The sequence below is a fragment of the Exiguobacterium sp. SH4S7 genome (genome assembly GCF_004336795.1).
GTDB classification, from domain to species: domain Bacteria; phylum Bacillota; class Bacilli; order Exiguobacteriales; family Exiguobacteriaceae; genus Exiguobacterium; species Exiguobacterium aurantiacum_A.
Window position 1 is genome coordinate 42585 of record NZ_SJUT01000006.1, and the last position, 20966, is coordinate 63550.

Sequence of the window (20966 nt, forward strand, 5' to 3'; positions counted from 1 at the left end):
TAATTGGGCGAAAACTGTCCCACGTTTGAATAATCGCTCTATAATAGACGTGTAGAGATGATTATTGACGAAATGGGGGGTAGCGATGGTATACGGTTTATTGATTGTTGGCATCGTCCTGATCACACTCGTCATCAACGTACTGCGCTTGATGACGACCCCATCTTTGAACCGTTGGCTACTCGTTGGGGCGAGTAGCCTTGTCGTGATTTGGCATGGGATTCTGTTCGACTTTTATGATTTACATTGGTCGGTGCTGCTGCTCATCGCGACCGGCCTCATCTGTTTTCAATGGACGGGCATGGTGACCGCCATTCTTGTCGGTTGGTTGCTCGTCTATAGCCAATCAGGAGATTTATCGTTTCCGTTGTTGCTCAGTTATATCTTTTTCGGACTCGGTGCCGCGCTCTTGTTCGGTTATATTAAACAATTGAAACGGGAACGATCGGATCGGTTACGGATGTTGACGACAAGCTCTCGTCAATTGAACGTGTTTCGTGAAGTCAGCTTCACGATGCAAGATACGCTCGACCCGGACCGTCTCCTCCAGACGATTTTGACGTCGGTGACGGCAGGTCATGGGCTCGGCTTCAACCGCTCGATCATCTTTTTTGCCGACCCGGAAAAAGACAGCATTTACGGCGTCATGGGGACGGGACCGATGAATCCCGAAGAAGGGTATCAAATTTGGGAAGAAATCACACGGCAACATTATGACCTTCAACGATTGATTGACGAGAAAGAGACGGACTCGACGCAAGACGAGCAATTGAACGAGCGAATTCGCAAAATGACGTTCCCATTTAATTCCAATCATGTGTTTAAACAGACGCTCGACTCGGGCCGACCGCAACACGTCTATGCGAGCATCACCGATGATGCGGTCCTACGACTATTACATACAGAGTTACAGATGGATGAGTGCACGATCTTCCCGTTACATCATCAAGGTATCCCGTACGGATTGCTCGTCATCGATAACGTCGTCAACAAGAAGCCGATCACCCCTCAAAAAATCGATGGGGTTCGGCCCATCGCGGAACAGGCATCGCTTGCGTTGCATCAGACGACGCTTTATCAACGGATTGAGACGCTCGCGCTCCGTGACGGACTGACTCGTTTGAAGAACCATCGCTCGTTCGAGCAAGATTTGGATGTATTGTTCCGCGAATGTGATGAAGACGAACTGTCGCTCATCGTCATGGACATCGACCACTTCAAACATTATAACGATACGAACGGTCATTTGGCGGGGAACGAACTGTTGACGCGACTCGCGAGCGTCATTCGCCGAAGTGTACCCGACGAACAGATGGCGTATCGGTTCGGCGGCGAAGAGTTTGTCGTCTTGCTCCCGCGATTCGATGAGATCGGAGCGACGTATGTGGCCGAAACGATTCGTTCAGCCGTGCTCGGTACAACATTCATGCATGGGAATCAACAACCGGGTGGGCAGTTGACGCTCAGTTTTGGCGTCGCCTCGAAGCATACGCTTCGTGATCAGACGGTCGAACAGTTGATTGAATGTGCGGACCAGGCGCTTTATGCGGCCAAGTCACGCGGGAAAAATCAAGTCTGTCGCTGGGAAGGGGTGACGCTATGAGTGAGTTTAGCGTCATGATGATGGCGGTCGCCTTTGTTGGGACCATCTTGCTGTCGAGCCGGTACTGCTATCTATTCATCTTACGTCACATCGCCAAGCGTGAGGCGGCGGCATTGCACGTTTCGTTACAAGACGTCTCGTTCTCGTTTGATCAGATGGTGTACTTTATTGCCTTGCCGACGACAATTCCCGAAGTAAGGGACGCGATGAAAGACGAGCTCATCATCGAGCCGTATTACGAGTCGCACTTCTTTCCTGACGTGAACGGGATACAAGTCTCCGTTAAATCGGGACAGGAAGTGATCCCGATTACGTATTTGCCAATCGATGACTTCAGTTTACCGATCTTAGATCGCTATCTAGAGACGCGGAAAATCGATGAGCGGACGAACCGCATCATTCGCGCCCACGTGATTGTTCATGATCGGACGCTCCAAGCGATCCGGGACGAGGTGTATCACCACTTGCATGAGGACCGCATCAGACAATAGAAAACAGGGTTCCTTCACCAAGCGGTGATGGAAACCCTGTTTTTAGTTCGTTAAAAGGTGGAACCGGACAGCGCCGATCAAGTTGGCCTCATTGAAGTGGGCGCACGTCTCGACGTCGATCCGGAACGTACCGAACGAATCCGTGAGCGCATCGAGGTGACGCTTGATGCCGTCACGGACTTCAGGCCGCCGGCTGATGCCGCCACCGATCAAAATCCGTTCCGGGTCGAGCCCGAACTGGAGATTGTAGAGTCCGATTGCATTCCAACGATAGAAGTTTTCGAGTTCCTCATGGATACGTGAGTCCGATTGAAGGTCGAACACGTCTTTGCCGGTGAGGGGCAGTCCGAGGCGATCACTGCACCGCTTCACGAGAACGGCCGTCGCACCGACTTTACTCCACGTGCCGTCCGGGTGGGGGGCATTCGGGTCAAGAATCCAATAGCCGTACTCGCCGCCATGGAAGTGTGAACCGACCATGACTTCGTTCGAGTCGATAAAAGCACCACCGACACCTGTGCCGATGACGACTGTCGCATAACGTTTCAAAGAAGCGGCGGCCCCGGTCCATCCTTCGGCGAGCGCTGCCGCGTTCGCGTCGTTTAGGACGGTGACGGGTAAGTCGTACTGGTCTTGAAACGGCTCGAGGAAAGGCTGTTCGTGAATGTAGGGGAGGGCGGTAACGCCGTGAATCACCCCGGTCGACGAATCGACGGCGCCTGGAGCGCTAAAGGCGATTCCTTGGATCGGTCCCGCGGCTTGCGTGTTGTTCACGATTGCATCGATCTGTTCGAGAAATGCTTTCCACGTCTTAGGGGTCGGGACGTGGTCGTTCGACAGAAGTGTCCCATCAGTTTGGACGACTCCGTATTTGATACTCGTACCACCGATATCGATGGCTAGATAATGTTGCATAGTACTTACTCCTTTACGGGGGATTTTGTTGTCAAGGCTATGTTTGGGGCATGGTATGATAGATAGACAAGAACACATGCTTATCCACATTAGCGCACCATGCCAAATGATGCAAATCGGTCGCGAGGAGGTTCACATGGATGTTCATATCGGGAACGCCGGTTTTGAGACGGAAGCGGCGAAACGACAGCTGCGCGACTCGATTCAATCGGTAAGCAGGACGTTGTTTGAAATGGTTGAACATGTGGCCGTGCGATGACAGCTCGGTATTTATTGAAGCGACGCGTGATGGACCATGCGGCCAAGCGTTGGAACACGTGGCGGCTCAGATTGTACGTCGTGTTTCCGCTCTTTTTCTTTCTCGGTTATCAGTATATCTTGTTCTGGCAAGGTGGTCTTGATTGGGTCGGCGACGTTTCGGCGTTCGTTTGGGCGGTGCTCTTCCTGCTCCTTGTCGTCAGCGATACGTTTTTCATTTGGGTCGAACGAGCAGATGTCACGCGAAGCACCGGCGATGCGCTCATCAAGGTGTTGAAGCGCTATTCGCTGTCCTATCATATCGTTAAGCTGATCATTAAATATGGTGTGGTCGTTTCGTTGTTTAGGCCGGTGCTCGTCGATTGGGGATGGACACATGCTTCAATTTTGTCATTCTTCTTGTCGGTTCTCCTAATCGCTTGGCTCCATATGTGGACTCAGTATCAGTTACAGATTAGGAGAAGCCATTGGATGTTGCGGGTTAGCGTCACGATCATCGCCATGATTTGCCTATATGCGTTCCTTGACGGCCGTCCGCTCGCGGCAGTCGTCTTCGGCAGTGGTTTCGTCGCACTGGCACTTTATGCCGGGGAAGGTTGGATGTCGCGTCAGCCGTACCTTGATCGCGAAATCGACTTGGCCGAGGCGTTGCATGATTCATTCTTCCAAAAAATCAAGAAGGGACACTTTCATGACTGAACAACAATATGAACGACTGCTACAAATCGAGACGGTGAAGCCTCAGCAAGGCTTCCCGACCTCGGTCGAATACCATCGCTATGAGCCGACCCCATATGCTGCGCTCGACTTGTTACGCGACGCCTATCCGCTCGAGCCGACGGACACGGTCGTCGACTTTGGATCCGGGAAAGGGAGGTTGCCGTTTTATCTCGCCTACACGTTCCGTGTCCGCGCCATCGGGGTCGAGATGGATGGGGGCTATCACGAGGAGGCGCTTCAAAACTGGGTCAACTATACGAAGAAGCATCGGTCGCGTGGGAGCGTCCAGTTCGAGTGCGCGTATGCCGAACGGTTTATGATCCCACCTGAGGCGAACCGATTTTATTTCTTCAACCCGTTCTCGGTTCAAGTGTTCCGCCAAGTCGTTGCCAACATCCTCGACTCGGTCGAGCTCTCGCCGCGTCCGGTCGATATCATCCTCTACTATCCGTCCGACGATTATTTACACTTTTTGAATGATGAGACACCGTTCCGTTACGTCCAAGACGTCCGATTGCCGCTGAAGAATCTTCATGAACGGTTTCTCATTTATCGATTTGATATGATGGAGTCATCTTGGTAATGGGGAGTGGATTTGAGTGAAGAAAAAAGATATTTTAGAAGCGTACCGTTGGCGTCAAGCGACGAAAGAGTTCGACGCGGACCGCAAGATTGATGAAAGCGACTTTGAATTTATCCTGGAGACGGGACGGTTGTCACCGAGCTCATTCGGCTTCGAGCCGTGGCAGTTCGTCGTCGTCCGTCGCGAAGATTTACTTCAAAAAATTAAGGACAACACGTGGGGTGCTCAAGGACAAGCGTTGACGGCGAGCCATTTCGTCTTGATCTTGGCCCGGACGCCGCAGGAAATGCGCTATGATTCGGACTATCTGCGCCACATCATCACGGGCGTCCAAGGACGGACCGAGGATGAATATGCGCTCCGAATCAAACGAGTGCAGGAGTTCCAAGAGCAAGATTACCGTCTGCTAGACGACGAGCGAGTGTTCCAAGAGTGGATCAAGCGCCAGACGTACATCCCGCTCGGCAACATGATGACGGCAGCAGCCCAAATCGGGATCGACTCATGTCCGATCGAAGGGTTCAACCAACAACAGATTGATGAACTGTTGATTTCAGAAGGTGTCATGGAACGCGGGGCCTGGTCGCTCTCGGCCATGGTCGCGTTCGGTTACCGGGCTCGCGATTTCGCGCCGAAGACGCGTCGCGACTTCAACGAGGTCGTCAAATACATCGGATGAAAAAAAGCTCAATCGCCTCGACGCGATTGAGCTTTTGCTTATTTCCAGTCTGTGATGCGGTCGATTGGGAAACGGACCGACGGGTAACCTTCTTCCGCGGCTTTGCCGATCGAGAGGAGCATGACCGGGAGGTAGCGTTCTTTCTCGAGACCGAACGCTTCGGCGATATTCTTCTTATCGTAGCCGCCGATCGGGTTCGTGTCGTAGCCGTGGGCACGGGCGACGAGCATGAGCTGCATCGCGACGAGGCCTGAGTCGAGCAAGATGCTGTCTTTGATCATTTCGTTCGGTGCGTCTTTGAAGATGCCTTTGATCATGTCGACTTGGCGGTCGCGGACTTCAGGAGGCATCAGGCCGCGCTCGACAGCCGAATTGAAGATCTCTTCCGTGTAGTCGGCCATTTGGTAGTCGGCGAAGATGGCGATGACAGCCGATGACGTCTCGACTTGACGCTTATTGAAGCTCGCGAGCGGGAGGAGTGTCTCTTTTCCGGCGGCGCTGTCGATGACGACGAAGCGCCATGGCTGAAGGTTGAGCGAAGACGGTGCTGTCGTCGCTTCCTCGAGGATTTGTGTCATTTCGTCTTTCGAGATTTTGACGCTCTCGTCATAGACGCGAATCGAACGGCGTCCTTTTACAATCTCCATAAAGTCTTTCTGTGTTGTCGTGTTCATATTAGGGTCTTCCTTTCGTGTTGAATGTTGTGTTGTAACGTATTTAACAGGTCGAGCAAATGTTGTTGCTCCTCTACCTTCATGTTTACAAAAAGTCGGTCCGATAAGCACTTCTTTTGCTCGGTCCAATGTGCAATTTTGTCGCGACCGAGCTCGGTCAAGTCGACGTAGATGACGCGATTGTCTTGAAGACATCGTTCACGAGCGATCAGCCCTTGCGTCTCGAGTTGTTTCAAGTGACGGGTGATGGCCGCGTGATCGACATCGACGCGCTGTTGCAGCTCGCGTTGGCGAAGTGGACCGACGTGATTCAAGTTGCTCAAAATATCGTATCGGGTCAGACTCAGTCCATCCATTTCGGTATCGAACAGCTGGCTGAGTTCTTTTTGTACAGTGATGACGTTGTAGAGAATTTGGTCGCTAGGCGAACAAGATTCGCGCATCCATAACCCTCCTTAACTAATTGATGACTCAATCATTGATGGGTCATGTAATTCATCCTAACGTGTTTTTCGATTGCCGGCAAATAAAAAGTTTTAAAAAACCTGTTGCCAAACTGTTATATAATAGTCTATATTAAAGTCAACTGATATATAACAACAAATACGGGAGGATGTGAAGGCTTGGAACAGTATACACAAGTAGGAACTTATCGCGTACATCAGGAGCTCCTCGACTTCGTCTCGGCTCATGTATTGCCAGGAGCAGAGACGGGGCATCAGTTTTGGCAAGGAGTCGAGCGCATACTAGACGAGTTCATTCCTCGAAATGAGGCGTTGCTTCACGAACGGGAGTCGTTTGAGCGACTGTTACAGAAGTGGTACAGCGAACAGAAACAAGACTTTGACCTTGTCAGCTACGAACGCTTCCTCCAATCGATCGGCTACATCGAACCGGTCGTCCCTGATTTTAGTATCGACGTCTCAGGTGTCGATTCGGAGATCACACAGCAAGCCGGACCACAGCTCGTCGTCCCGCTCGACAATGCACGCTATGCACTGAACGCGGCGAACGCACGCTGGGGAAGTCTTTATGACGCGCTGTATGGAACGGACGTCATCGATGAAGCGGACGGAAAAACGAAGTCGGCCGGCTACAATCCGGTCCGGGGTAAAGCGGTCATCGCTTACGCCAAACAATACCTCGACGACACGTTCCCGCTTCTAACGGGTTCGCACCGGGACGCGGAAGGATACGCGGTTCGCGCCGATGAACCATACGTCATCATCAACGGACAAGACGTCCCGTTCAGCAATGACTGTTTCGTCGGTTACGTCGGGAATCCGGATAGTCCGACGAGCTTAGTGCTCGTCCATAACGGCCTCCATGCCGAACTGAAATTTGACCGGAACCATCCGATCGGCCGCACGGATGGGGCAGGGCTCACCGATATCGAACTCGAGTCTGCCTTATCGGCCATCGTCGACTGTGAGGACTCGGTCGCAGCCGTCAACGCTCGGGACAAGGTCCACCTGTACAAAAACTGGCTCGGGCTGATGGACGGCACGCTCGAAGCGACGTTCACGAAAGGCGGCAAGCCCCTTAAGCGCCAGCTGAATGAAGACCGCCGCTACACAGGCAGAAACGGACGAGACGTCGTGCTGCCGGGACGTTCCTTACTGTTCATTCGGAACGTCGGTCACTTGATGACGACAGATTTGATGCTCGACAATCAAGGAAGGGAAGTACCGGAAGGAATCCTCGACGGCATCTTCACGTCACTGATCGCGAGCCGTCACCTCGACTCAAAACGGAACTCGCGGGAACGGTCGATCTACATCGTCAAACCGAAAATGCACGGTTCAAAGGAAGTCACGTTCACGAACGACTTGTTCGACGCGATCGAAGACGTGCTCGACTTGCCGCGCCATACGCTCAAAGTCGGTGTGATGGACGAGGAGAGACGGACGTCGCTCAACTTGAAAAACTGCATCGAACGCGTGAAGGGGCGGATCGTCTTCATCAACACCGGTTTTCTTGACCGGACCGGTGACGAGATCCATACGTCGCTCACGTTCGGGCCGATGCGCAAGAAAGGCGAGATGAAGACGTCGGCTTGGCTCGATGCCTACGAACGCTTGAACGTCTTGACCGGACTCGCGGCCGACTTCTATCAACAAGCCCAAATCGGCAAAGGGATGTGGGCGATGCCTGATAAGATGCGCGACATGATGCGGGAGAAAGTCGCCCATGCTGAGTCCGGCGCGACGACCGCCTGGGTCCCGTCGCCGACGGCCGCGACGCTCCACGCGCTCCATTACCATCAAGTGGATGCGTTCCGTGTCCAACGGGAGTTGGTGCAACGATCATTCGATATCGACAGCGAACGGAAACGCCTGCTCGAGATTCCGCTCGCGACACGCGTCTATACAGACGATGAAGTGAGGGAGGAACTCGAGAACAACCTGCAAGGGCTGCTCGGTTATGTCGTCCGCTGGGTCGAGCAAGGTGTCGGCTGCTCGAAAGTGCCGGACATCCACCATATCGGGTTGATGGAGGACCGGGCGACGCTCCGCATCTCGAGCCAACACGTGGCCAACTGGCTCTATCACGGTGTCTGTACGAGTGAGCAAGTCGAAGCGACGATGTACCGGATGGCTGAAGTCGTCGACAAGCAGAACGCGGCCGACCCGAACTACCGGCCAATGACGCCGGACGTGACCGACTCGATCGCGTATCAAGCAGCAAAAGACTTAGTGTTCCAAGGAACGGATTCGCCAAGCGGGTACACGGAACCGATCTTGCATCGCCGCCGCCGTCAGTTTTTGACACAGTCGACACTTGAATTGAACTTAAAAGGAGGAGCATCATCATGACAACGAAAAAAATCGAAAGCGAACAGTTAATCGAACGTTGGGTCGTCCGCCGCATCGTCTCTGGAGAGTCGACAGCGACGCTCGCCAATACCGCATTCGTATATGGCAACGACTTGATGCGCCTCGTGCTCGATCGGACGGACGGTTCGCTCCAAATCATGAAAGAACCGGTCGAGGAAGTCGTCGTATTCCGCAAACCAGAAGAGCGGGACGAGGAAAACGTCTGCCGCAGTTGTGGGATGGAACATTCGACGTTCAAGTCGGCACTCGAATGCTGCGCCTACTTGGATTAAGTTTGTAACGTCTGTTATATAACAATTTAATTAAAATAAAACTAATATAATACAGGAGGAATAACAATGAATGAACAACGCATGCAACTCGAGAAGGTTTTTCAGTCGGAACGGTTTGACGGGGTCGAGCGTCCGTACGGAGTCGACGACGTCATGAAGCTTCGTGGATCGGTCTTGATCGAACATACGCTCGCGACGAAAGGGTCGGAACGTCTGTGGGACCTGCTCCACAAACGGGATTATGTCCACGCGCTCGGGGCGCTCACCGGAAATCAGGCGATCCAACAAGTGAAGGCGGGGCTTGAGGCCATCTACTTAAGCGGCTGGCAAGTCGCCGCTGATGCGAACTTATCAGGGCATATGTATCCGGACCAAAGCCTGTACCCGGCCAACTCGGTACCGAGCGTCGTCAAGCGAATCAATCAGGCGCTGCAACGGGCCGATCAGATTCAAACGGCGGAAGGGAAAGGGGATACGCACTGGTTCGCGCCGATCGTCGCCGATATGGAAGCTGGGTTCGGCGGTGTGCTCAACGTCTTCGAGCTGACGAAAGCGATGATCGAGTCTGGTGCGGCCGGTGTCCACTTAGAAGACCAGCTGTCTTCGGAGAAAAAGTGTGGTCACCTCGGCGGTAAAGTATTGCTCCCGACGCAAACGGCTGTGAAAAACTTGATCGCGGCGCGCCTAGCAGCAGACGTCATGGGCGTATCGACGATCATCGTCGCCCGGACGGACGCGCATGCGGCCAACTTGATCACAAGTGACATCGACCCGATTGACCATCCGTTCATCGTCGGCGACCGGACGCCGGAAGGCTTCTACCGGACCGAGGCCGGCATCGAGCAGGCGATCGCCCGCGGTCTCGCCTATGCGCCTTACGCCGATCTCGTCTGGTGCGAGACGTCGGAACCGGACTTGCAAGAAGCACGCCAGTTCGCGGACGCGATCCATGCGAAGTATCCTGGAAAAATGCTCGCCTACAACTGTTCGCCTTCGTTCAACTGGAAGAAGAAGCTGTCTGACGACGAGATCGCGACGTTCCAACAAGAGATTGGGGCGATGGGCTACAAGTTCCAATTCGTCACACTCGCCGGGTTCCATTCGCTCAACTTCGGCATGTTCGAGCTCGCCCGCGGCTATAAAGATCGTGGGATGGCAGCATATTCTGAGTTACAACAAGCCGAATTTGCGGCCGAACAACACGGCTACACGGCGACGCGCCATCAGCGTGAAGTCGGCACCGGCTACTTCGATGAAGTCTCACTCGTCATCTCGAGCGGACAGTCGTCGACGACCGCGCTCGCTGGATCGACCGAGGCGGAACAGTTTGAAACGCCATCACATTGACGAACGCCCCTTGAAAAAGGGGCTTTTTTTGTGTGTCTAAATATGGAACGAGGCGATTTTAGTTGCTTAAATGTGACATATTTCACATTTTTAAAGTTGAACGCTTGCTACGCTGAACATGTCAAAACGAACATGGAGGTTATGACAGATGACACAAACATTCACGAGCGACACGCACGTATCTGAAATCGTCAAGCAATGCCCGCAAGCAGCAGACATTTTTAAACGGAATCGAATCGATTTTTGTTGCGGCGGCAATCGACCGCTCGCTGAAGCGACGGACAAGTCGAAACGATCGACGGAAGATATTTTAGAAGAAGTCAACGCGCTCTATCGACGCAAACAGGAGATGAACGAAACGAGCATCGATTGGGATGCAGCTTCGTCTTCGGAATTGATTGAGCATATTATTTATAAGCATCACCAATTTTTGACGGATGAATTGCCACAGCTCACACCATATGTGACCAAAGTATTCCGCGTGCATGGACAAAACCATCCACACCTTGGACGCATCCATCAGTTGTTCAATCAATTGAAAGTGGAACTTGAACAGCATATCGTCAAAGAAGAGATGGAAGACTTCCCGATGTTGCTTCGACATGAGTCGGCACCGACGGCTGAGACGGAACGTGAGATTATGACCATTTTAGAAGCGCTCGAGTCGGAACATGCAGCGGCCGGTGACATTTTGAAAGAACTTCGTCACATTACGAACGACTATACGCCGCCTGAAGGTGCGTGTGGGACGTATCGACTCGTCTACCAACGTCTAGAGGCACTCGAATCAGATACGTTCGAACACATTCACCTTGAGAACAATATTTTGTTCCCGCGTGCACGTACGCTTGTCTGACAGATACAATTTACACCTCCATCACGTGGAGGTGTATTTTTGTGACATTTGATACAGAAGGAACGCGAGTCAATCGCTACGATAAAGGAGAAGCAAAGGAGTGATCAATCATGAAGCGGGTGAGTGGAGTCATCGTCGGGGTAGCGGTCGTCCTGTTATTGAGTCAAATCTGGTCAAGTCCTTCTGGCGCCCATGACGAGACCGTGACGATTTTAGCGGCGACGAGTTTAGGACCAGTCCTAGAGCATGTGGAACGACAACTTGAAGCCGAACTCGGCGACGTCGACATCCGCGTCGTCACGAACGGGAGTGGCGCCTTACGATCCCAAATCAATCACGGGTCTCCGGCTGACATCTTTTTAGCCGCTAGTGAGGAGGATGTCGACAAGTTGCAGGTGCCCGTGTTAGACCGGGATGCGTTCTTGAAAAACGAGTTGTGGTTTGTGACCCCAAAGGGAAAAAGTTGCACGAGTGAGTGGCAGGAATTGGAGTTGTGCGCCCGAATCGTCATTGGAGACCCGGTGAACGTTCCGGCAGGCCGTTATGCGAAAACGGCGTTGGATGAAGCGGAAGTATGGGGACAGGTGAAATCTCGGATTATCTTTGCCCAAAACGTGAGACAAGTGCTTACGCTCGTCGAGCAAGGGGATGCGAATGGGGGATTCGTGTATAAAACAGAGCTGACAGAAGGTGTCGCAGCGCTTCAAGCCGTCTCGCTTGAAGCGACCGGCATCATCTCCTATCCGGCTGTCCGTTTGACGCATGGTCCATATGTGCGTGACGTATATGAGCGTTTATTCGATGACGATATTCAAGCGATTTTTTTAGCAAAGGGGTTTTCTAAATGACGCAGTCCCCACTGCAACTTACTTTCGAAGTCGGGTTTATCGCGACGATGCTTGCCTTCGTCCTCGCGTTCTGGGCCGCCTATCTCATGCATCATCGCCAGTTTAAAGGGAAATGGTTGCTCGAGACGCTATTTTTATTGCCGCTCATCTTGCCGCCGACCGTGATTGGTTTATACGCGTTGATCGTTCTTGGCAACAACGGGATCGGGGGACTGTTGCCGGTTACCATCTTGTTCACGAAACAAGCGAACATCATCGCCTCTGCCTTGGCGGCTTTCCCGCTCGTCTACCAGACGATTCGGCTCGGGTTAAAACAGTTGGATGCGGAATGGTACGAGGCCGGTCGCGTGCTCGGTGGAACGGAACGTCAATTGTTCACGTATGTCACGATTCCGCTTCTTTTACCCGCTTTGACGAGCGGATTCGTCCTCGGATTTGCCCGTTCGATCGGGGAATTTGGTATCACGATGATGATTGCTGGGAATATTCCGGGCGAGACGATGACGCTCGCCACAGCGATTTATATGGCCACGTTAAACGGGGACATGACCCAAGCGCTCATTTGGAGCGGATGGTTGGTCGGCCTGGCGTTTTTAGTCTTGTGGCTGAGCGAACGTTACGGAAAGCGTCAATATTAGTCGAGCACGTCGACTTTTTTCACATAAGATCGGTTCGGAGTGTTGAGAATGCTCGGACCGGTCTTTTTCCAAATGTGAACGTGGTCGCCGACCTCAATCTGTTCGAACGTTGCCTTCACTTGAAATTTGAACCAGCTCACGTTTTCAGGGTCGGCTCGTGCGAACAACGCATCAGCGGTTAGTTTTGCCTCGTCCGCACTGATGCCGCTGATGATGAGGGCGGTGCGGTCAGATTCATTCACTTCGATCACATAGCCTTCGACGTCCGGTTCGGTCGTCGCCCGGTTGGCGAAGACGAAACCGATGGAAAAGACGACGAGCATGGCCGTGATGGTCAGAAACAAAAATATTTTAATAGAAGATTTCATAGCGTGCGCCTCCTTCGTTCATTATTCTGTCACGTCTCGAATCGCTTATCTGTGAAAAAAGTAACAGTTAAGTCTAGATGTCATCTTTATGATGAAACTATGAAGTCGTTCGGAAAGAGAAGGGGGAACACATATGACTGATCGTCATTTTTATTCGACCGCCGCGAAGTGGTCGTTCGTAGGATTTACCGTTTTGGTGCTCTCGACGTGGGTTGCCTCGGCAGGATTTGAGCATGTGGATATGGCGTTGTTTGGTTATTACATTGCGGCCGTCATCTGTATGATCGGGATGGTCGTCCGGTTGACGTTATTCTTTGCCCGGCCGGCCACCTCGCAAGTGTTGAAGCGAAGTCTCAAACAGATGAAATCAGAAAAGAAGCGTGCCAGTAAAGCGATCGCCGCGACGACGGTCAACAACATCGTCTTGCAGAAATTTATTTGGGAGCGTGGATGGTACCGCTGGACCCAGCATATGTTAATCGCTTGGGGATGCCTCGGATCGTTCGCCATCACGTTCGGTTTGACGTTCCAATGGATGCGTTTTGATTTGATCGACATCGAGACGTATCAAATCGTCGTCTTTAATATTCCGACGATCAAGATGGCCGCTCACGGGCTGTTCGCCGAGATGGTCTATAACGGCTTGAACATCACCGCGCTCATGCTTTTAGTCGGGGTGCTCATGGCGCTTTATCGCCGCATCAACGATCAAGACGTAAAAGTGACACAGCGGTTCGAGTTTGATATCTTGCCGCTCCTCATGTTGCTGATCGTCACTGTATCGGGTTTGTTATTAACTGTTTCGTACGTGTTCTTCGGTGGATTTATCCATCATGAGCTCGCCTTGTTCCATCAATTGACGGTCATCATCTTTTTATGTTACTTCCCGTTCGGCAAGCTGTTTCACTTACCGGTCCGCCCGATGGCTGCTAGTGTACCGATGAACTATCGGGAAGTCGAAGCGGACGAGACACGCGTCTGTGCCGGATGTGGCACACGCTATGCGACGGACAATCAAGTCGAGGACGTCCAGGCCATCCTACAAGCGCAGACGATCCAGCTCGGCTTGCAAGATGGGACACAGCTGTCTGACTATTGCCAACCGTGTCGCCGTTCGATGCGCGTGAAGATGCAGTTGAATTTAATGAACGGTCAGTTGCCGACACACCCGGTCGATACGAACACGGGCATGTCGATGCCAGGATTCGGGCGCCCAAAGGAGACGAAAGATGAGACACCTGTGCGTTAAATGCGGAGAACCGATGGGTACGCATGAAGAGATCGAACAAGTGAAACAATTGCTCGAAGGGTCGGACCAACTCGTGAAAGTAGACGAAGCACACACGGTCCAAGATCTCTGTCATTCCTGTCGTCGTCGGGCCCGTCTCGATTCGGCGTTAGGACGGTCTGGAAGTGACGGAATGCATTATCCGCTTCAAACGATCAACGGCTATCACGTCAGTGGATTTTCAAAACGAAGAGCGGAAACGTTCTATGGAGGGGAAGACGATGAGTGACTTTTTAACGTCGCCAGAAGTACAAAATTTAATCAAACCGGGCGAGAAATTGATTACGACCCATTGTTGCTACTGCGGGATGCAGTGCGGCATGCACATTCGCGTCGATGAGAAGACTGGGGCCGTCAAAGGGGTTGAACCCCGCTATGATTTTCCGGTCAACAAAGGAAAGCTTTGTCCGAAAGGGGTCACTGCCTATCAGACGATCGAGCACCCAGACCGCATTTTGACACCGCTCATCAAACGGAACGGAAAGTTTGAACAAGCGACATGGGAAGAAGCGCTCGACGTGATTGAAGAGAACTTCAAACGGATCCAACGGGAGCATGGAAAAGATGCGGTTTCCGTCTTCGGTGGTGTCTCGATGACGAACGAAAAGTGTTACCTCGTCGGGAAGTATGCTCGCGTAGCGCTCGGGACACGGTTCATCGACTATAACGGACGTTTCTGTATGTCGTCGGCTGCCGGCGGATTTTTGAAGACGCTCGGGATCGACCGCGGGGCGACGCTGCCGTGGACCGAGTTTGAGCACGTCGACACGTTCTTCGTCGCCGTTCGAACATCGCCGAATGTCATCCGACGACGACGCAACATATTTGGAAAGCAAAAGATAAAGGGGCCAAGATCATCGTGGCCGACCCACGCGAGATTCCGATGGCACGCGTGGCCGACGTCCACCTCGATTTGAAACCGGGAACGGATGCGGCGCTCGCGATGGGGTTGCTCAACTTCCTCGTCGAACACGACTACGTCGATCAAGCTTACGTAGACGAACGCTGCGATAACTACGAAGAGTTGAAGGCGTCCGTCCGGGACTGGTCGCTCGAACGAACGAGCGAAGTGACTGGGGTCGCGATCGAAAAAATTGAAAAAGCTGGTCATATTTATGGGAAGAGCCCACGATCAGTCATGTTGTTCGCTCGTGGTGTCGAGCAACAGTCAAAAGGGGTCGACAACGTATCGCTCTACACATCGATGGCACTTCTGCGTGGCATGATCGGGAAATTCGCCTCTGGCGTTGCGACGATGACCGGACAAGGCAACGGACAAGGTGGGCGCGAGCACGGACAAAAAGCCGACTTGTTGCCAGGATACCGCAAACTCACCGACCCGAAAGCGGTCGAATATGTGAGCGGGGTCTGGGGCATCGATCCTTCCGAAATGCCGAAACCAGGCGTTTCCGCGTTCGAGATGTTTGATGAAATTCAAGCTGGGACGATCCGAGCGATGCATCTCATGTGCTCGAACCCGGCCGTGTCGGCACCGAACCTTCCATACGTCTGGGACAGTTTCAACAAGCTTGACTTCTTCGTCGTCAGTGACTTCTTCATGTCTGAATCTTGTGAGTTCGCGGACGTCGTGTTGCCTGCTTGTTCTTGGGCGGAAGATGAAGGGACGACAACGAATTTAGAAGGACGAGTGATTCGGATTCGAAAAGTCCGTGAGCCGCTCGGAGAGTCGCTCCCAGATTGGGAAATCATGAAACGAATCGCTGAACGAATGGGCCGTGGACAATACTTCCCGTACGAAACGCCGCTTGAGATTTGGGAAGAGTTCCGGATCGCCACGAAAGGCGGACCGGCTGATTATTCCGGTATCACGTGGGATCGGATCGACAACGAATACGGTGTGTTTTGGCCGTGTCCGTCCGAAGATCATCCTGGTACACCGACGATGTTCAAAGAACGCTTTGGGACGGCGAACGGGAAGGCGAATCTACCGGTCGTCACGTATCGTCCGGCGGGAGAATACGCGAATGAAGAATATCCGGTCACGCTCACGACAGGTCGGGTCGTCTTCCACTACCTTACGGGGAACCAGACACGACGCATCGATTTCTTGAGCACGATGTCAAAACTGCCGTTCGTTGAGATTCATCCTGAGCTCGCATCAAGCTATGGTCTTCAAACGGGCGACAAAGTCGAATTGAAGACACGCCGCGGCTCCATGATCGTCGAAGCACGTTTAACAAAAGCGATTCGAAAAGACACGGTCTTCGTCCCTTACCACTGGGGCAAAGAGCTCGCGATCAACCAATTGACGAATCCGTGCCTTGACCCGATGTCGCGCATGCCCGAATTCAAAGTATGTGCGGTTAAAATGAAAAAATTGCCGGCTAACACCCCGCTGCACGTTAACCCGTTGACGGTTCCACTCGGTTCGAGCGTGCCGTTCATGGCGGACCATGCGATTGCGACGAGCTGTCACATCATGGATGAGGAGGTTCCTACAAAATGAATAAGGTCATGTATTTAGAATTTGAACGCTGTATCGGCTGTCGGGCCTGTCAAGCTGCTTGTCGGGAATGCGGGGACCACGATGGGCTCGAGCGGAACTACGTTGACTACATCGATTTCTCGGAGAGCCGTCAGACGTTCCCGATGATCTGCATGCAATGTAAAAATCCGGCCTGTGCCCAGGTCTGCCCGGCCAATGCGATTCAAATCACGCCAGAAGGCGTCGTGTTGTCCGCTTCGGAAGAAAAATGTATCGGCTGCCGCAACTGTACGTTCGCCTGCCCGTTCGGGATTCCGAAGTTCGATTTTGAGAAGAACAAGATGTACAAGTGTGACATGTGCTATGACCGCTCAAAACATGATATCGCGCCGATGTGTGCGTCTGTTTGTCCGTCGGATGCGATTCGCTTCATCGATCATGACGAGATGATGCAATTGCGCCGCCAGCGCGTGCAAATGAACATGATTGAAGGGAAAAAACCATCCCAAGACGATAAGTGGAATTACGTCCCTGAATTCTTTGGCGTCTATTCCGACTGAGGAAGAAAGGAAGATGACTTATGTCAAAAGAACCAAAAGACCGGGAACGATTATCCGGACTCGTTGATAACTTGAGCCGAGCTGACGATGTGAAATTGAATCGCCGCGCGTTCATCAAGTCGACGTTCGGTGCCGGCATCGCGCTCGGTCTCGCGACAATCCCGTTCAATATCGCAACTTTCGTCCGCAGCGAGCCGAGAACCGACCGTCAGTTCATCACGACGGTCGAGGCGCTCGAACAGGGAAAATCGCTTGAATTCGAATATCCGGGCACGGAACCGTCACTTCTCGTCCATTTGAAAACCGGCGAATTTGTCGCCTATAATAATAAATGTACGCATTTACAGTGTCCGGTGTTCTATGTGGAAGAAGAAGACGTGCTCTTATGTCCATGCCACCGCGGTTATTTTAGCGTCGACGGTCAACCGCAGTCAGGACCGCCACAGCGAGAACTTCCTAAAATCTTGCTTGAGATCGAGAACGGGAAGATCTTTGCGGTCGGAAGAGAGATTCATCATGGGGCCTAAAGTATGGAGTTTAATCGGTCTTGTCATTTTATTGGCAACGAATATGGTTCTATTTCAATATACAATCGAAAGCTATATGGTGTATGACCACGCCTCGATGCGTCTATTCATGAGCATCGCCATTATAAATGTCGGCTTGATTATATTGTTATATCGATATTGGAAGAAAATTGAATATAGTGATAAATAATAACCTGCCCTTTGAAGCGCTTCCAAATGTTGATTGCGTTTCAAAGGTATTTGTGTTTAAAATGAAGTCAAGCTTCTAAATTGCACAGGTTTTTTTTAGGAAGGTCGGTGGAAATGACTCACTCTAGTAAAACGATGGTGCTCGATGAAACGAAAAAATTGGCCCATCGGATCATCCATGTTCCAAAAAATGGTTTCTTGTTTCGGGAGCAGGAGGATGCGTCTGAATTTTATATTGTAAAAAGCGGACTGATTCAAATCTCGAAATTGACCGAGAACGGGAAAGAGTTGACGTTACGTTGTTTGAGTGCGGAGGCTTGTTGCGGAGAATTGACGCTATTCGCGATCGAACCAAGATATTTATTCAATGCGAAAGCGTTAGAGGATAGCGAAATTTATGCCGTCAAAATTGACCGGATTGAAACGATGATTTTATCGTCAAATCCTGAGTTTGTTCGCGAGTTCATGATTATGATCAATGAACATATGCGGAAACAACATACAAAATTCCGAGACTTAGTATTGAACGGGAAAAAGGGAGCGCTCTACTCGACGCTCATTCGGATGGCGAACAGTTATGGGGTTGAAGTGGAAGATGGAATTCTCATCGATTTGAAACTCAAAAACCAAGAGCTCGCCAACTATTGCGGCACATCGCGTGAACGCGTGAACCGTATGTTGAACGAGCTCGCGCAAGACGGCGTCATCTCGTTGCCGTCTCGTCAAATCATCATCCATGACCTAGCACGGTTAAAGCTACTCAACCATTGTGAAGACTGTCCCGTCTCGGTCTGTGTCATCGATTGATCACATGACGGCGGCAAGCGCTAGCTCGCCTTCGAAATGTTCTAATCCGTCGGCCTCGATTGTGCAGGCCGATACATAAAACGCACCGTCTTCAACCAGTTCGTAAGACCGGAGTACACCTTCGGCAAGTTTGACGCCGTTTGCGCGGACCTCAACGACGACGCCTTCCATCGAACGGACACGGGCGGCTGCTAAAAAGTCTAGCCAGCGTTTGAACTGGCGGTAGACGGTTACCGTCGTCCCGTCTCTTAAATAGCCAATGACAGCTTTTGAATCCTCAATCGTTACGTCGTGGTGGGTATCGATTCGAACGAGCAAGTTGTGAAGTGCCTCTAGCTCTTCCATCGGGCTTTCGAGTGGAAACGTCAGCTCGATCCCGTCCTCTGTAAACGTAGCTTCGGCAATCGACGTGCCGAAGACACGAAACACGTGGGCACCGTCTTGACTATAGAAATATGGTTGCAGCGCCAGTCGAACCTCTGGTGTGCATTGAATTTGAATCAGATGTGACATCTTCATCCCTCCTCTATTCCTTATCGTAAGGAGTCGGGGAGGGATTTTCTGTGTTCAATGTCACAGAAACAAAAAGAAGAAGATATTGTCACAGATTGATGACAGGGCAATTAAAACTATCAAAATGCGAAATAAGTGTGAAAGAAGGCACACTTTTTTTATAGGGGGGTCGATAGGATGGGATTAGGGTACGAATTGAACCGTTAAGAGGAGGAATAGACAATGCAACAATTAGACAAAGGATCGCACGCGCTCGCCGAGTGGACGCCAGAGGATGCAGGGTTTTGGGAAGGGACGGGAAAACAAGTGGCCAATCGGAACTTGCTCGTCTCCGTCCCGGCATTGACACTCGCGTTTATCGTCTGGCAGATGTGGTCGGTCGCGGCCGTTCAATTGAATTCAATCGGGTTTAGCTTTACACAAGGTCAGTTGTTCACATTGGCCGCACTACCTGGACTCGTCGGGGCGACGTTGCGCTTTTTCTATACGTTTGCGAACAGTATATTCGGCGGAAGGAACTGGACGATCTTCTCGACGTCGGTGCTGTTGTTGCCGCTTCTCGGCATCGCTTACGCTGTCCAAAACGTGAACACACCTTATTGGGTATTCATGATTTTAGCCGCCCTCTGTGGCCTCGGAGGTGGGAATTTCTCTTCTTCAAACGCTAACATTGGTGCGTTTTATCCGAAAGCGAAAAAAGGAACGGCGCTTGGCATTAACGGAGGTATCGGAAACTTGGGTGTCTCGCTCGTTCAATTGATCACTCCGCTCGTCATTACGACAAGTATTTTCGGGTTCATCGGTGGGAACGCGCTTGTGACGGAGACTGGTCAACAGATTTGGCTACAAAACGCCGCGCTCCTCTGGGTCGTCCCGACGATTGTGTTGGCTCTCTGTGCGTATTGGTTTATGGATAATTTACCGACCGCACGCCAGTCGCTCCGTGATCAGGCGAGTGTATTCAAAGAAAAGCATTTTTGGATTCAAACGTTGCTCTATACCGCTGCATTCGGCTCGTTCATCGGCTATGCGGCAGCATTCCCGATGATTTTAAAGTTGAAATTCCCTGAATCGGATTTGATGGCACTTGCGTTTCTAGGAGCGTTCCTCGGCGCATCTTCGCGCCCGTTTGGAGGCTGGATTAGCGATAAGGTTGGAGCGGCCAAGGTGACGCTCGTCGTGTTCGGTATCATGGCGCTCGGGACGATATCGGTCATCATGGCCATCACGAACAACAACTTGACGATGTTCTTCTTGTCGTTCGTCGTCTTGTTCATTGCGACCGGCCTCAACTCAGGTGCGACGTTCGCGATGATCCCACACGTGTTCGTGGCGACGAAAACACCAGCCGTTGTCGGGTTCTCGGCAGCATTCGCGGCATATGGAGCGTTCTTCATTCCGAAGATGTTCGGTTGGTCGCTTGAACTCGTCGGCTCATTCAACGGTGCGCTGTTCGTCATGCTCGGACTTTATGCGATTTCGATCGCGACCACGATTTACTACTACTTGCGAAGCGGGGCTGAAAAACCGATTCGCTGACAACCGAG

Annotated in this window: 23 protein-coding genes and 1 pseudogene; 19 read left to right on the forward strand and 5 right to left on the reverse strand. The window is 51.9% G+C overall.

The window, feature by feature from the left end; translation table 11 throughout:
• Positions 1 to 85 precede the first annotated feature (85 nt).
• Positions 86 to 1603, forward strand: a complete 1518-nt coding sequence (locus EVJ29_RS11410) for a diguanylate cyclase (protein ID WP_131465848.1) — start codon at positions 86 to 88, stop codon at positions 1601 to 1603.
• Positions 1600 to 2094 carry a hypothetical protein gene (locus EVJ29_RS11415; protein ID WP_131505127.1) on the forward strand — a complete coding sequence of 165 codons (495 nt, stop codon included), beginning with the start codon at positions 1600 to 1602 and terminating at the stop codon, positions 2092 to 2094. The genes EVJ29_RS11410 and EVJ29_RS11415 overlap by 4 nt, the downstream gene beginning before the upstream one ends.
• Before the next feature lie 42 nt (positions 2095 to 2136).
• Here EVJ29_RS11415 and EVJ29_RS11420 read toward each other — a convergent pair whose 3' ends face one another.
• On the reverse strand, positions 2137 to 3009 hold the full coding sequence (locus EVJ29_RS11420) for an ROK family protein (protein ID WP_131443988.1): 873 nt from the start codon (positions 3007 to 3009) through the stop codon (positions 2137 to 2139).
• Positions 3010 to 3145: 136 nt separating this feature from the next.
• Between EVJ29_RS11420 and EVJ29_RS15630 the strand changes: the two genes are divergently transcribed.
• The 4 genes from EVJ29_RS15630 to EVJ29_RS11435 are packed head-to-tail and all read left to right on the forward strand — an operon-like array spanning position 3146 to position 5249.
• Complete coding sequence (locus EVJ29_RS15630) at positions 3146 to 3268, forward strand: hypothetical protein (RefSeq protein ID WP_255417728.1); 123 nt, start codon at positions 3146 to 3148, stop codon at positions 3266 to 3268.
• Positions 3265 to 3966, forward strand: a complete 702-nt coding sequence (locus EVJ29_RS11425; protein WP_131465854.1) for an ABC transporter permease — start codon at positions 3265 to 3267, stop codon at positions 3964 to 3966. The genes EVJ29_RS15630 and EVJ29_RS11425 overlap by 4 nt, the downstream gene beginning before the upstream one ends.
• Positions 3959 to 4570, forward strand: coding sequence for a class I SAM-dependent methyltransferase (locus EVJ29_RS11430; RefSeq protein ID WP_070328084.1), 612 nt, complete (start codon positions 3959 to 3961; stop codon positions 4568 to 4570). Before EVJ29_RS11425 ends, EVJ29_RS11430 begins: the two co-directional genes overlap by 8 nt.
• Positions 4571 to 4586: 16 nt before the next feature.
• The gene (locus tag EVJ29_RS11435) at positions 4587 to 5249 is read left to right on the forward strand and encodes an NAD(P)H-dependent oxidoreductase (protein ID WP_070328085.1); all 663 of its coding nucleotides are present in this window, start codon (positions 4587 to 4589) and stop codon (positions 5247 to 5249) included.
• 38 nt (positions 5250 to 5287) lie between these two features.
• Here EVJ29_RS11435 and EVJ29_RS11440 read toward each other — a convergent pair whose 3' ends face one another.
• Together EVJ29_RS11440 and EVJ29_RS11445 are read right to left on the reverse strand one after the other, a co-directional pair.
• Entirely contained in the window at positions 5288 to 5923 is a 636-nt protein-coding gene (locus EVJ29_RS11440) for a nitroreductase family protein (RefSeq protein WP_131441238.1), read from the reverse strand.
• Positions 5920 to 6366 carry a MarR family winged helix-turn-helix transcriptional regulator gene (locus tag EVJ29_RS11445; RefSeq protein ID WP_070328087.1) on the reverse strand — a complete coding sequence of 149 codons (447 nt, stop codon included), beginning with the start codon at positions 6364 to 6366 and terminating at the stop codon, positions 5920 to 5922. Before EVJ29_RS11445 ends, EVJ29_RS11440 begins: the two co-directional genes overlap by 4 nt.
• A gap of 180 nt (positions 6367 to 6546) precedes the next feature.
• On the opposite strand from EVJ29_RS11445, the gene EVJ29_RS11450 reads away from it, so the two are divergent.
• From EVJ29_RS11450 to modB, 6 genes are all read left to right on the forward strand, one after another.
• On the forward strand, positions 6547 to 8739 hold the full coding sequence (locus EVJ29_RS11450; protein WP_131505128.1) for a malate synthase G: 2193 nt from the start codon (positions 6547 to 6549) through the stop codon (positions 8737 to 8739).
• Positions 8736 to 9032: a hypothetical protein gene (locus EVJ29_RS11455; protein WP_070328089.1), complete on the forward strand. Its 297-nt coding sequence runs from the start codon at positions 8736 to 8738 to the stop codon at positions 9030 to 9032. The genes EVJ29_RS11450 and EVJ29_RS11455 overlap by 4 nt, the downstream gene beginning before the upstream one ends.
• Before the next feature lie 66 nt (positions 9033 to 9098).
• A complete protein-coding gene (aceA, locus tag EVJ29_RS11460) occupies positions 9099 to 10379 on the forward strand; it encodes an isocitrate lyase (protein WP_070328090.1) in 1281 nt (426 codons plus the stop codon).
• 148 nt (positions 10380 to 10527) lie between these two features.
• On the forward strand, positions 10528 to 11235 hold the full coding sequence (gene ric, locus EVJ29_RS11465) for an iron-sulfur cluster repair di-iron protein (protein ID WP_131505129.1): 708 nt from the start codon (positions 10528 to 10530) through the stop codon (positions 11233 to 11235).
• 110 nt (positions 11236 to 11345) lie between these two features.
• The gene (gene modA / locus EVJ29_RS11470) at positions 11346 to 12083 is read left to right on the forward strand and encodes a molybdate ABC transporter substrate-binding protein (RefSeq protein WP_131505130.1); all 738 of its coding nucleotides are present in this window, start codon (positions 11346 to 11348) and stop codon (positions 12081 to 12083) included.
• Entirely contained in the window at positions 12080 to 12721 is a 642-nt protein-coding gene (modB, locus tag EVJ29_RS11475) for a molybdate ABC transporter permease subunit (protein WP_131465861.1), read from the forward strand. Before modA ends, modB begins: the two co-directional genes overlap by 4 nt.
• Here modB and EVJ29_RS11480 read toward each other — a convergent pair.
• Positions 12718 to 13089 (reverse strand): DUF3221 domain-containing protein, encoded by a 372-nt coding sequence (locus EVJ29_RS11480; protein WP_131465863.1) that lies wholly within the window; start codon positions 13087 to 13089, stop codon positions 12718 to 12720. The two genes, modB and EVJ29_RS11480, sit on opposite strands and share 4 nt — an antisense overlap.
• A gap of 133 nt (positions 13090 to 13222) precedes the next feature.
• On the opposite strand from EVJ29_RS11480, the gene EVJ29_RS11485 reads away from it, so the two are divergent.
• From EVJ29_RS11485 to EVJ29_RS11515, 6 genes and pseudogenes are all read left to right on the forward strand, one after another.
• Positions 13223 to 14338 (forward strand): MFS transporter, encoded by a 1116-nt coding sequence (locus EVJ29_RS11485; RefSeq protein WP_070328095.1) that lies wholly within the window; start codon positions 13223 to 13225, stop codon positions 14336 to 14338.
• Between the two features lie 13 nt (positions 14339 to 14351).
• The gene (locus tag EVJ29_RS11490; protein ID WP_131441229.1) at positions 14352 to 14606 is read left to right on the forward strand and encodes a hypothetical protein; all 255 of its coding nucleotides are present in this window, start codon (positions 14352 to 14354) and stop codon (positions 14604 to 14606) included.
• Positions 14599 to 16844 (forward strand): annotated as a pseudogene (locus EVJ29_RS11495) (molybdopterin oxidoreductase family protein). Before EVJ29_RS11490 ends, EVJ29_RS11495 begins: the two are co-directional and overlap by 8 nt.
• Complete coding sequence (locus tag EVJ29_RS11500; protein ID WP_070328098.1) at positions 16841 to 17383, forward strand: 4Fe-4S dicluster domain-containing protein; 543 nt, start codon at positions 16841 to 16843, stop codon at positions 17381 to 17383. The pseudogene EVJ29_RS11495 and the gene EVJ29_RS11500 overlap by 4 nt, the downstream one beginning before the upstream one ends.
• A gap of 20 nt (positions 17384 to 17403) precedes the next feature.
• Positions 17404 to 17910 (forward strand): QcrA and Rieske domain-containing protein, encoded by a 507-nt coding sequence (locus EVJ29_RS11505; RefSeq protein ID WP_070328099.1) that lies wholly within the window; start codon positions 17404 to 17406, stop codon positions 17908 to 17910.
• A 303-nt stretch (positions 17911 to 18213) separates the two neighbouring features.
• Entirely contained in the window at positions 18214 to 18906 is a 693-nt protein-coding gene (locus EVJ29_RS11515; RefSeq protein ID WP_070328101.1) for a Crp/Fnr family transcriptional regulator, read from the forward strand.
• Here the strand turns inward: EVJ29_RS11515 and EVJ29_RS11520 are convergent, their stop codons facing one another.
• A complete protein-coding gene (locus tag EVJ29_RS11520; RefSeq protein ID WP_236633528.1) occupies positions 18907 to 19419 on the reverse strand; it encodes a hypothetical protein in 513 nt (170 codons plus the stop codon).
• 222 nt (positions 19420 to 19641) lie between these two features.
• Here EVJ29_RS11520 and EVJ29_RS11525 point away from each other — a divergent pair, with 222 nt between their 5' ends.
• On the forward strand, positions 19642 to 20958 hold the full coding sequence (locus EVJ29_RS11525) for an MFS transporter (protein WP_131441227.1): 1317 nt from the start codon (positions 19642 to 19644) through the stop codon (positions 20956 to 20958).
• Positions 20959 to 20966 lie beyond the last annotated feature (8 nt).

What these genes read in the sequence shown, in the direction of transcription:
- EVJ29_RS11410 (WP_131465848.1), top strand. Translation starts at nt 86, where the DNA reads ATGGTATACGGTTTATTGATTGTTGGCATCGTCCTGATCACACTCGTC.
- EVJ29_RS11415 (WP_131505127.1), top strand. Translation starts at nt 1,600, where the DNA reads ATGAGTGAGTTTAGCGTCATGATGATGGCGGTCGCCTTTGTTGGGACC.
- EVJ29_RS11420 (WP_131443988.1), bottom strand. Translation starts at nt 3,009, where the DNA reads ATGCAACATTATCTAGCCATCGATATCGGTGGTACGAGTATCAAATAC.
- EVJ29_RS15630 (WP_255417728.1), top strand. Translation starts at nt 3,146, where the DNA reads ATGGATGTTCATATCGGGAACGCCGGTTTTGAGACGGAAGCGGCGAAA.
- EVJ29_RS11425 (WP_131465854.1), top strand. Translation starts at nt 3,265, where the DNA reads ATGACAGCTCGGTATTTATTGAAGCGACGCGTGATGGACCATGCGGCC.
- EVJ29_RS11430 (WP_070328084.1), top strand. Translation starts at nt 3,959, where the DNA reads ATGACTGAACAACAATATGAACGACTGCTACAAATCGAGACGGTGAAG.
- EVJ29_RS11440 (WP_131441238.1), bottom strand. Translation starts at nt 5,923, where the DNA reads ATGAACACGACAACACAGAAAGACTTTATGGAGATTGTAAAAGGACGC.
- EVJ29_RS11445 (WP_070328087.1), bottom strand. Translation starts at nt 6,366, where the DNA reads ATGCGCGAATCTTGTTCGCCTAGCGACCAAATTCTCTACAACGTCATC.
- EVJ29_RS11455 (WP_070328089.1), top strand. Translation starts at nt 8,736, where the DNA reads ATGACAACGAAAAAAATCGAAAGCGAACAGTTAATCGAACGTTGGGTC.
- aceA (WP_070328090.1), top strand. Translation starts at nt 9,099, where the DNA reads ATGAATGAACAACGCATGCAACTCGAGAAGGTTTTTCAGTCGGAACGG.
- ric (WP_131505129.1), top strand. Translation starts at nt 10,528, where the DNA reads ATGACACAAACATTCACGAGCGACACGCACGTATCTGAAATCGTCAAG.
- modA (WP_131505130.1), top strand. Translation starts at nt 11,346, where the DNA reads ATGAAGCGGGTGAGTGGAGTCATCGTCGGGGTAGCGGTCGTCCTGTTA.
- modB (WP_131465861.1), top strand. Translation starts at nt 12,080, where the DNA reads ATGACGCAGTCCCCACTGCAACTTACTTTCGAAGTCGGGTTTATCGCG.
- EVJ29_RS11480 (WP_131465863.1), bottom strand. Translation starts at nt 13,089, where the DNA reads ATGAAATCTTCTATTAAAATATTTTTGTTTCTGACCATCACGGCCATG.
- EVJ29_RS11485 (WP_070328095.1), top strand. Translation starts at nt 13,223, where the DNA reads ATGACTGATCGTCATTTTTATTCGACCGCCGCGAAGTGGTCGTTCGTA.
- EVJ29_RS11490 (WP_131441229.1), top strand. Translation starts at nt 14,352, where the DNA reads ATGGGTACGCATGAAGAGATCGAACAAGTGAAACAATTGCTCGAAGGG.
- EVJ29_RS11500 (WP_070328098.1), top strand. Translation starts at nt 16,841, where the DNA reads ATGAATAAGGTCATGTATTTAGAATTTGAACGCTGTATCGGCTGTCGG.
- EVJ29_RS11505 (WP_070328099.1), top strand. Translation starts at nt 17,404, where the DNA reads ATGTCAAAAGAACCAAAAGACCGGGAACGATTATCCGGACTCGTTGAT.
- EVJ29_RS11515 (WP_070328101.1), top strand. Translation starts at nt 18,214, where the DNA reads ATGACTCACTCTAGTAAAACGATGGTGCTCGATGAAACGAAAAAATTG.
- EVJ29_RS11520 (WP_236633528.1), bottom strand. Translation starts at nt 19,419, where the DNA reads ATGTCACATCTGATTCAAATTCAATGCACACCAGAGGTTCGACTGGCG.
- EVJ29_RS11525 (WP_131441227.1), top strand. Translation starts at nt 19,642, where the DNA reads ATGCAACAATTAGACAAAGGATCGCACGCGCTCGCCGAGTGGACGCCA.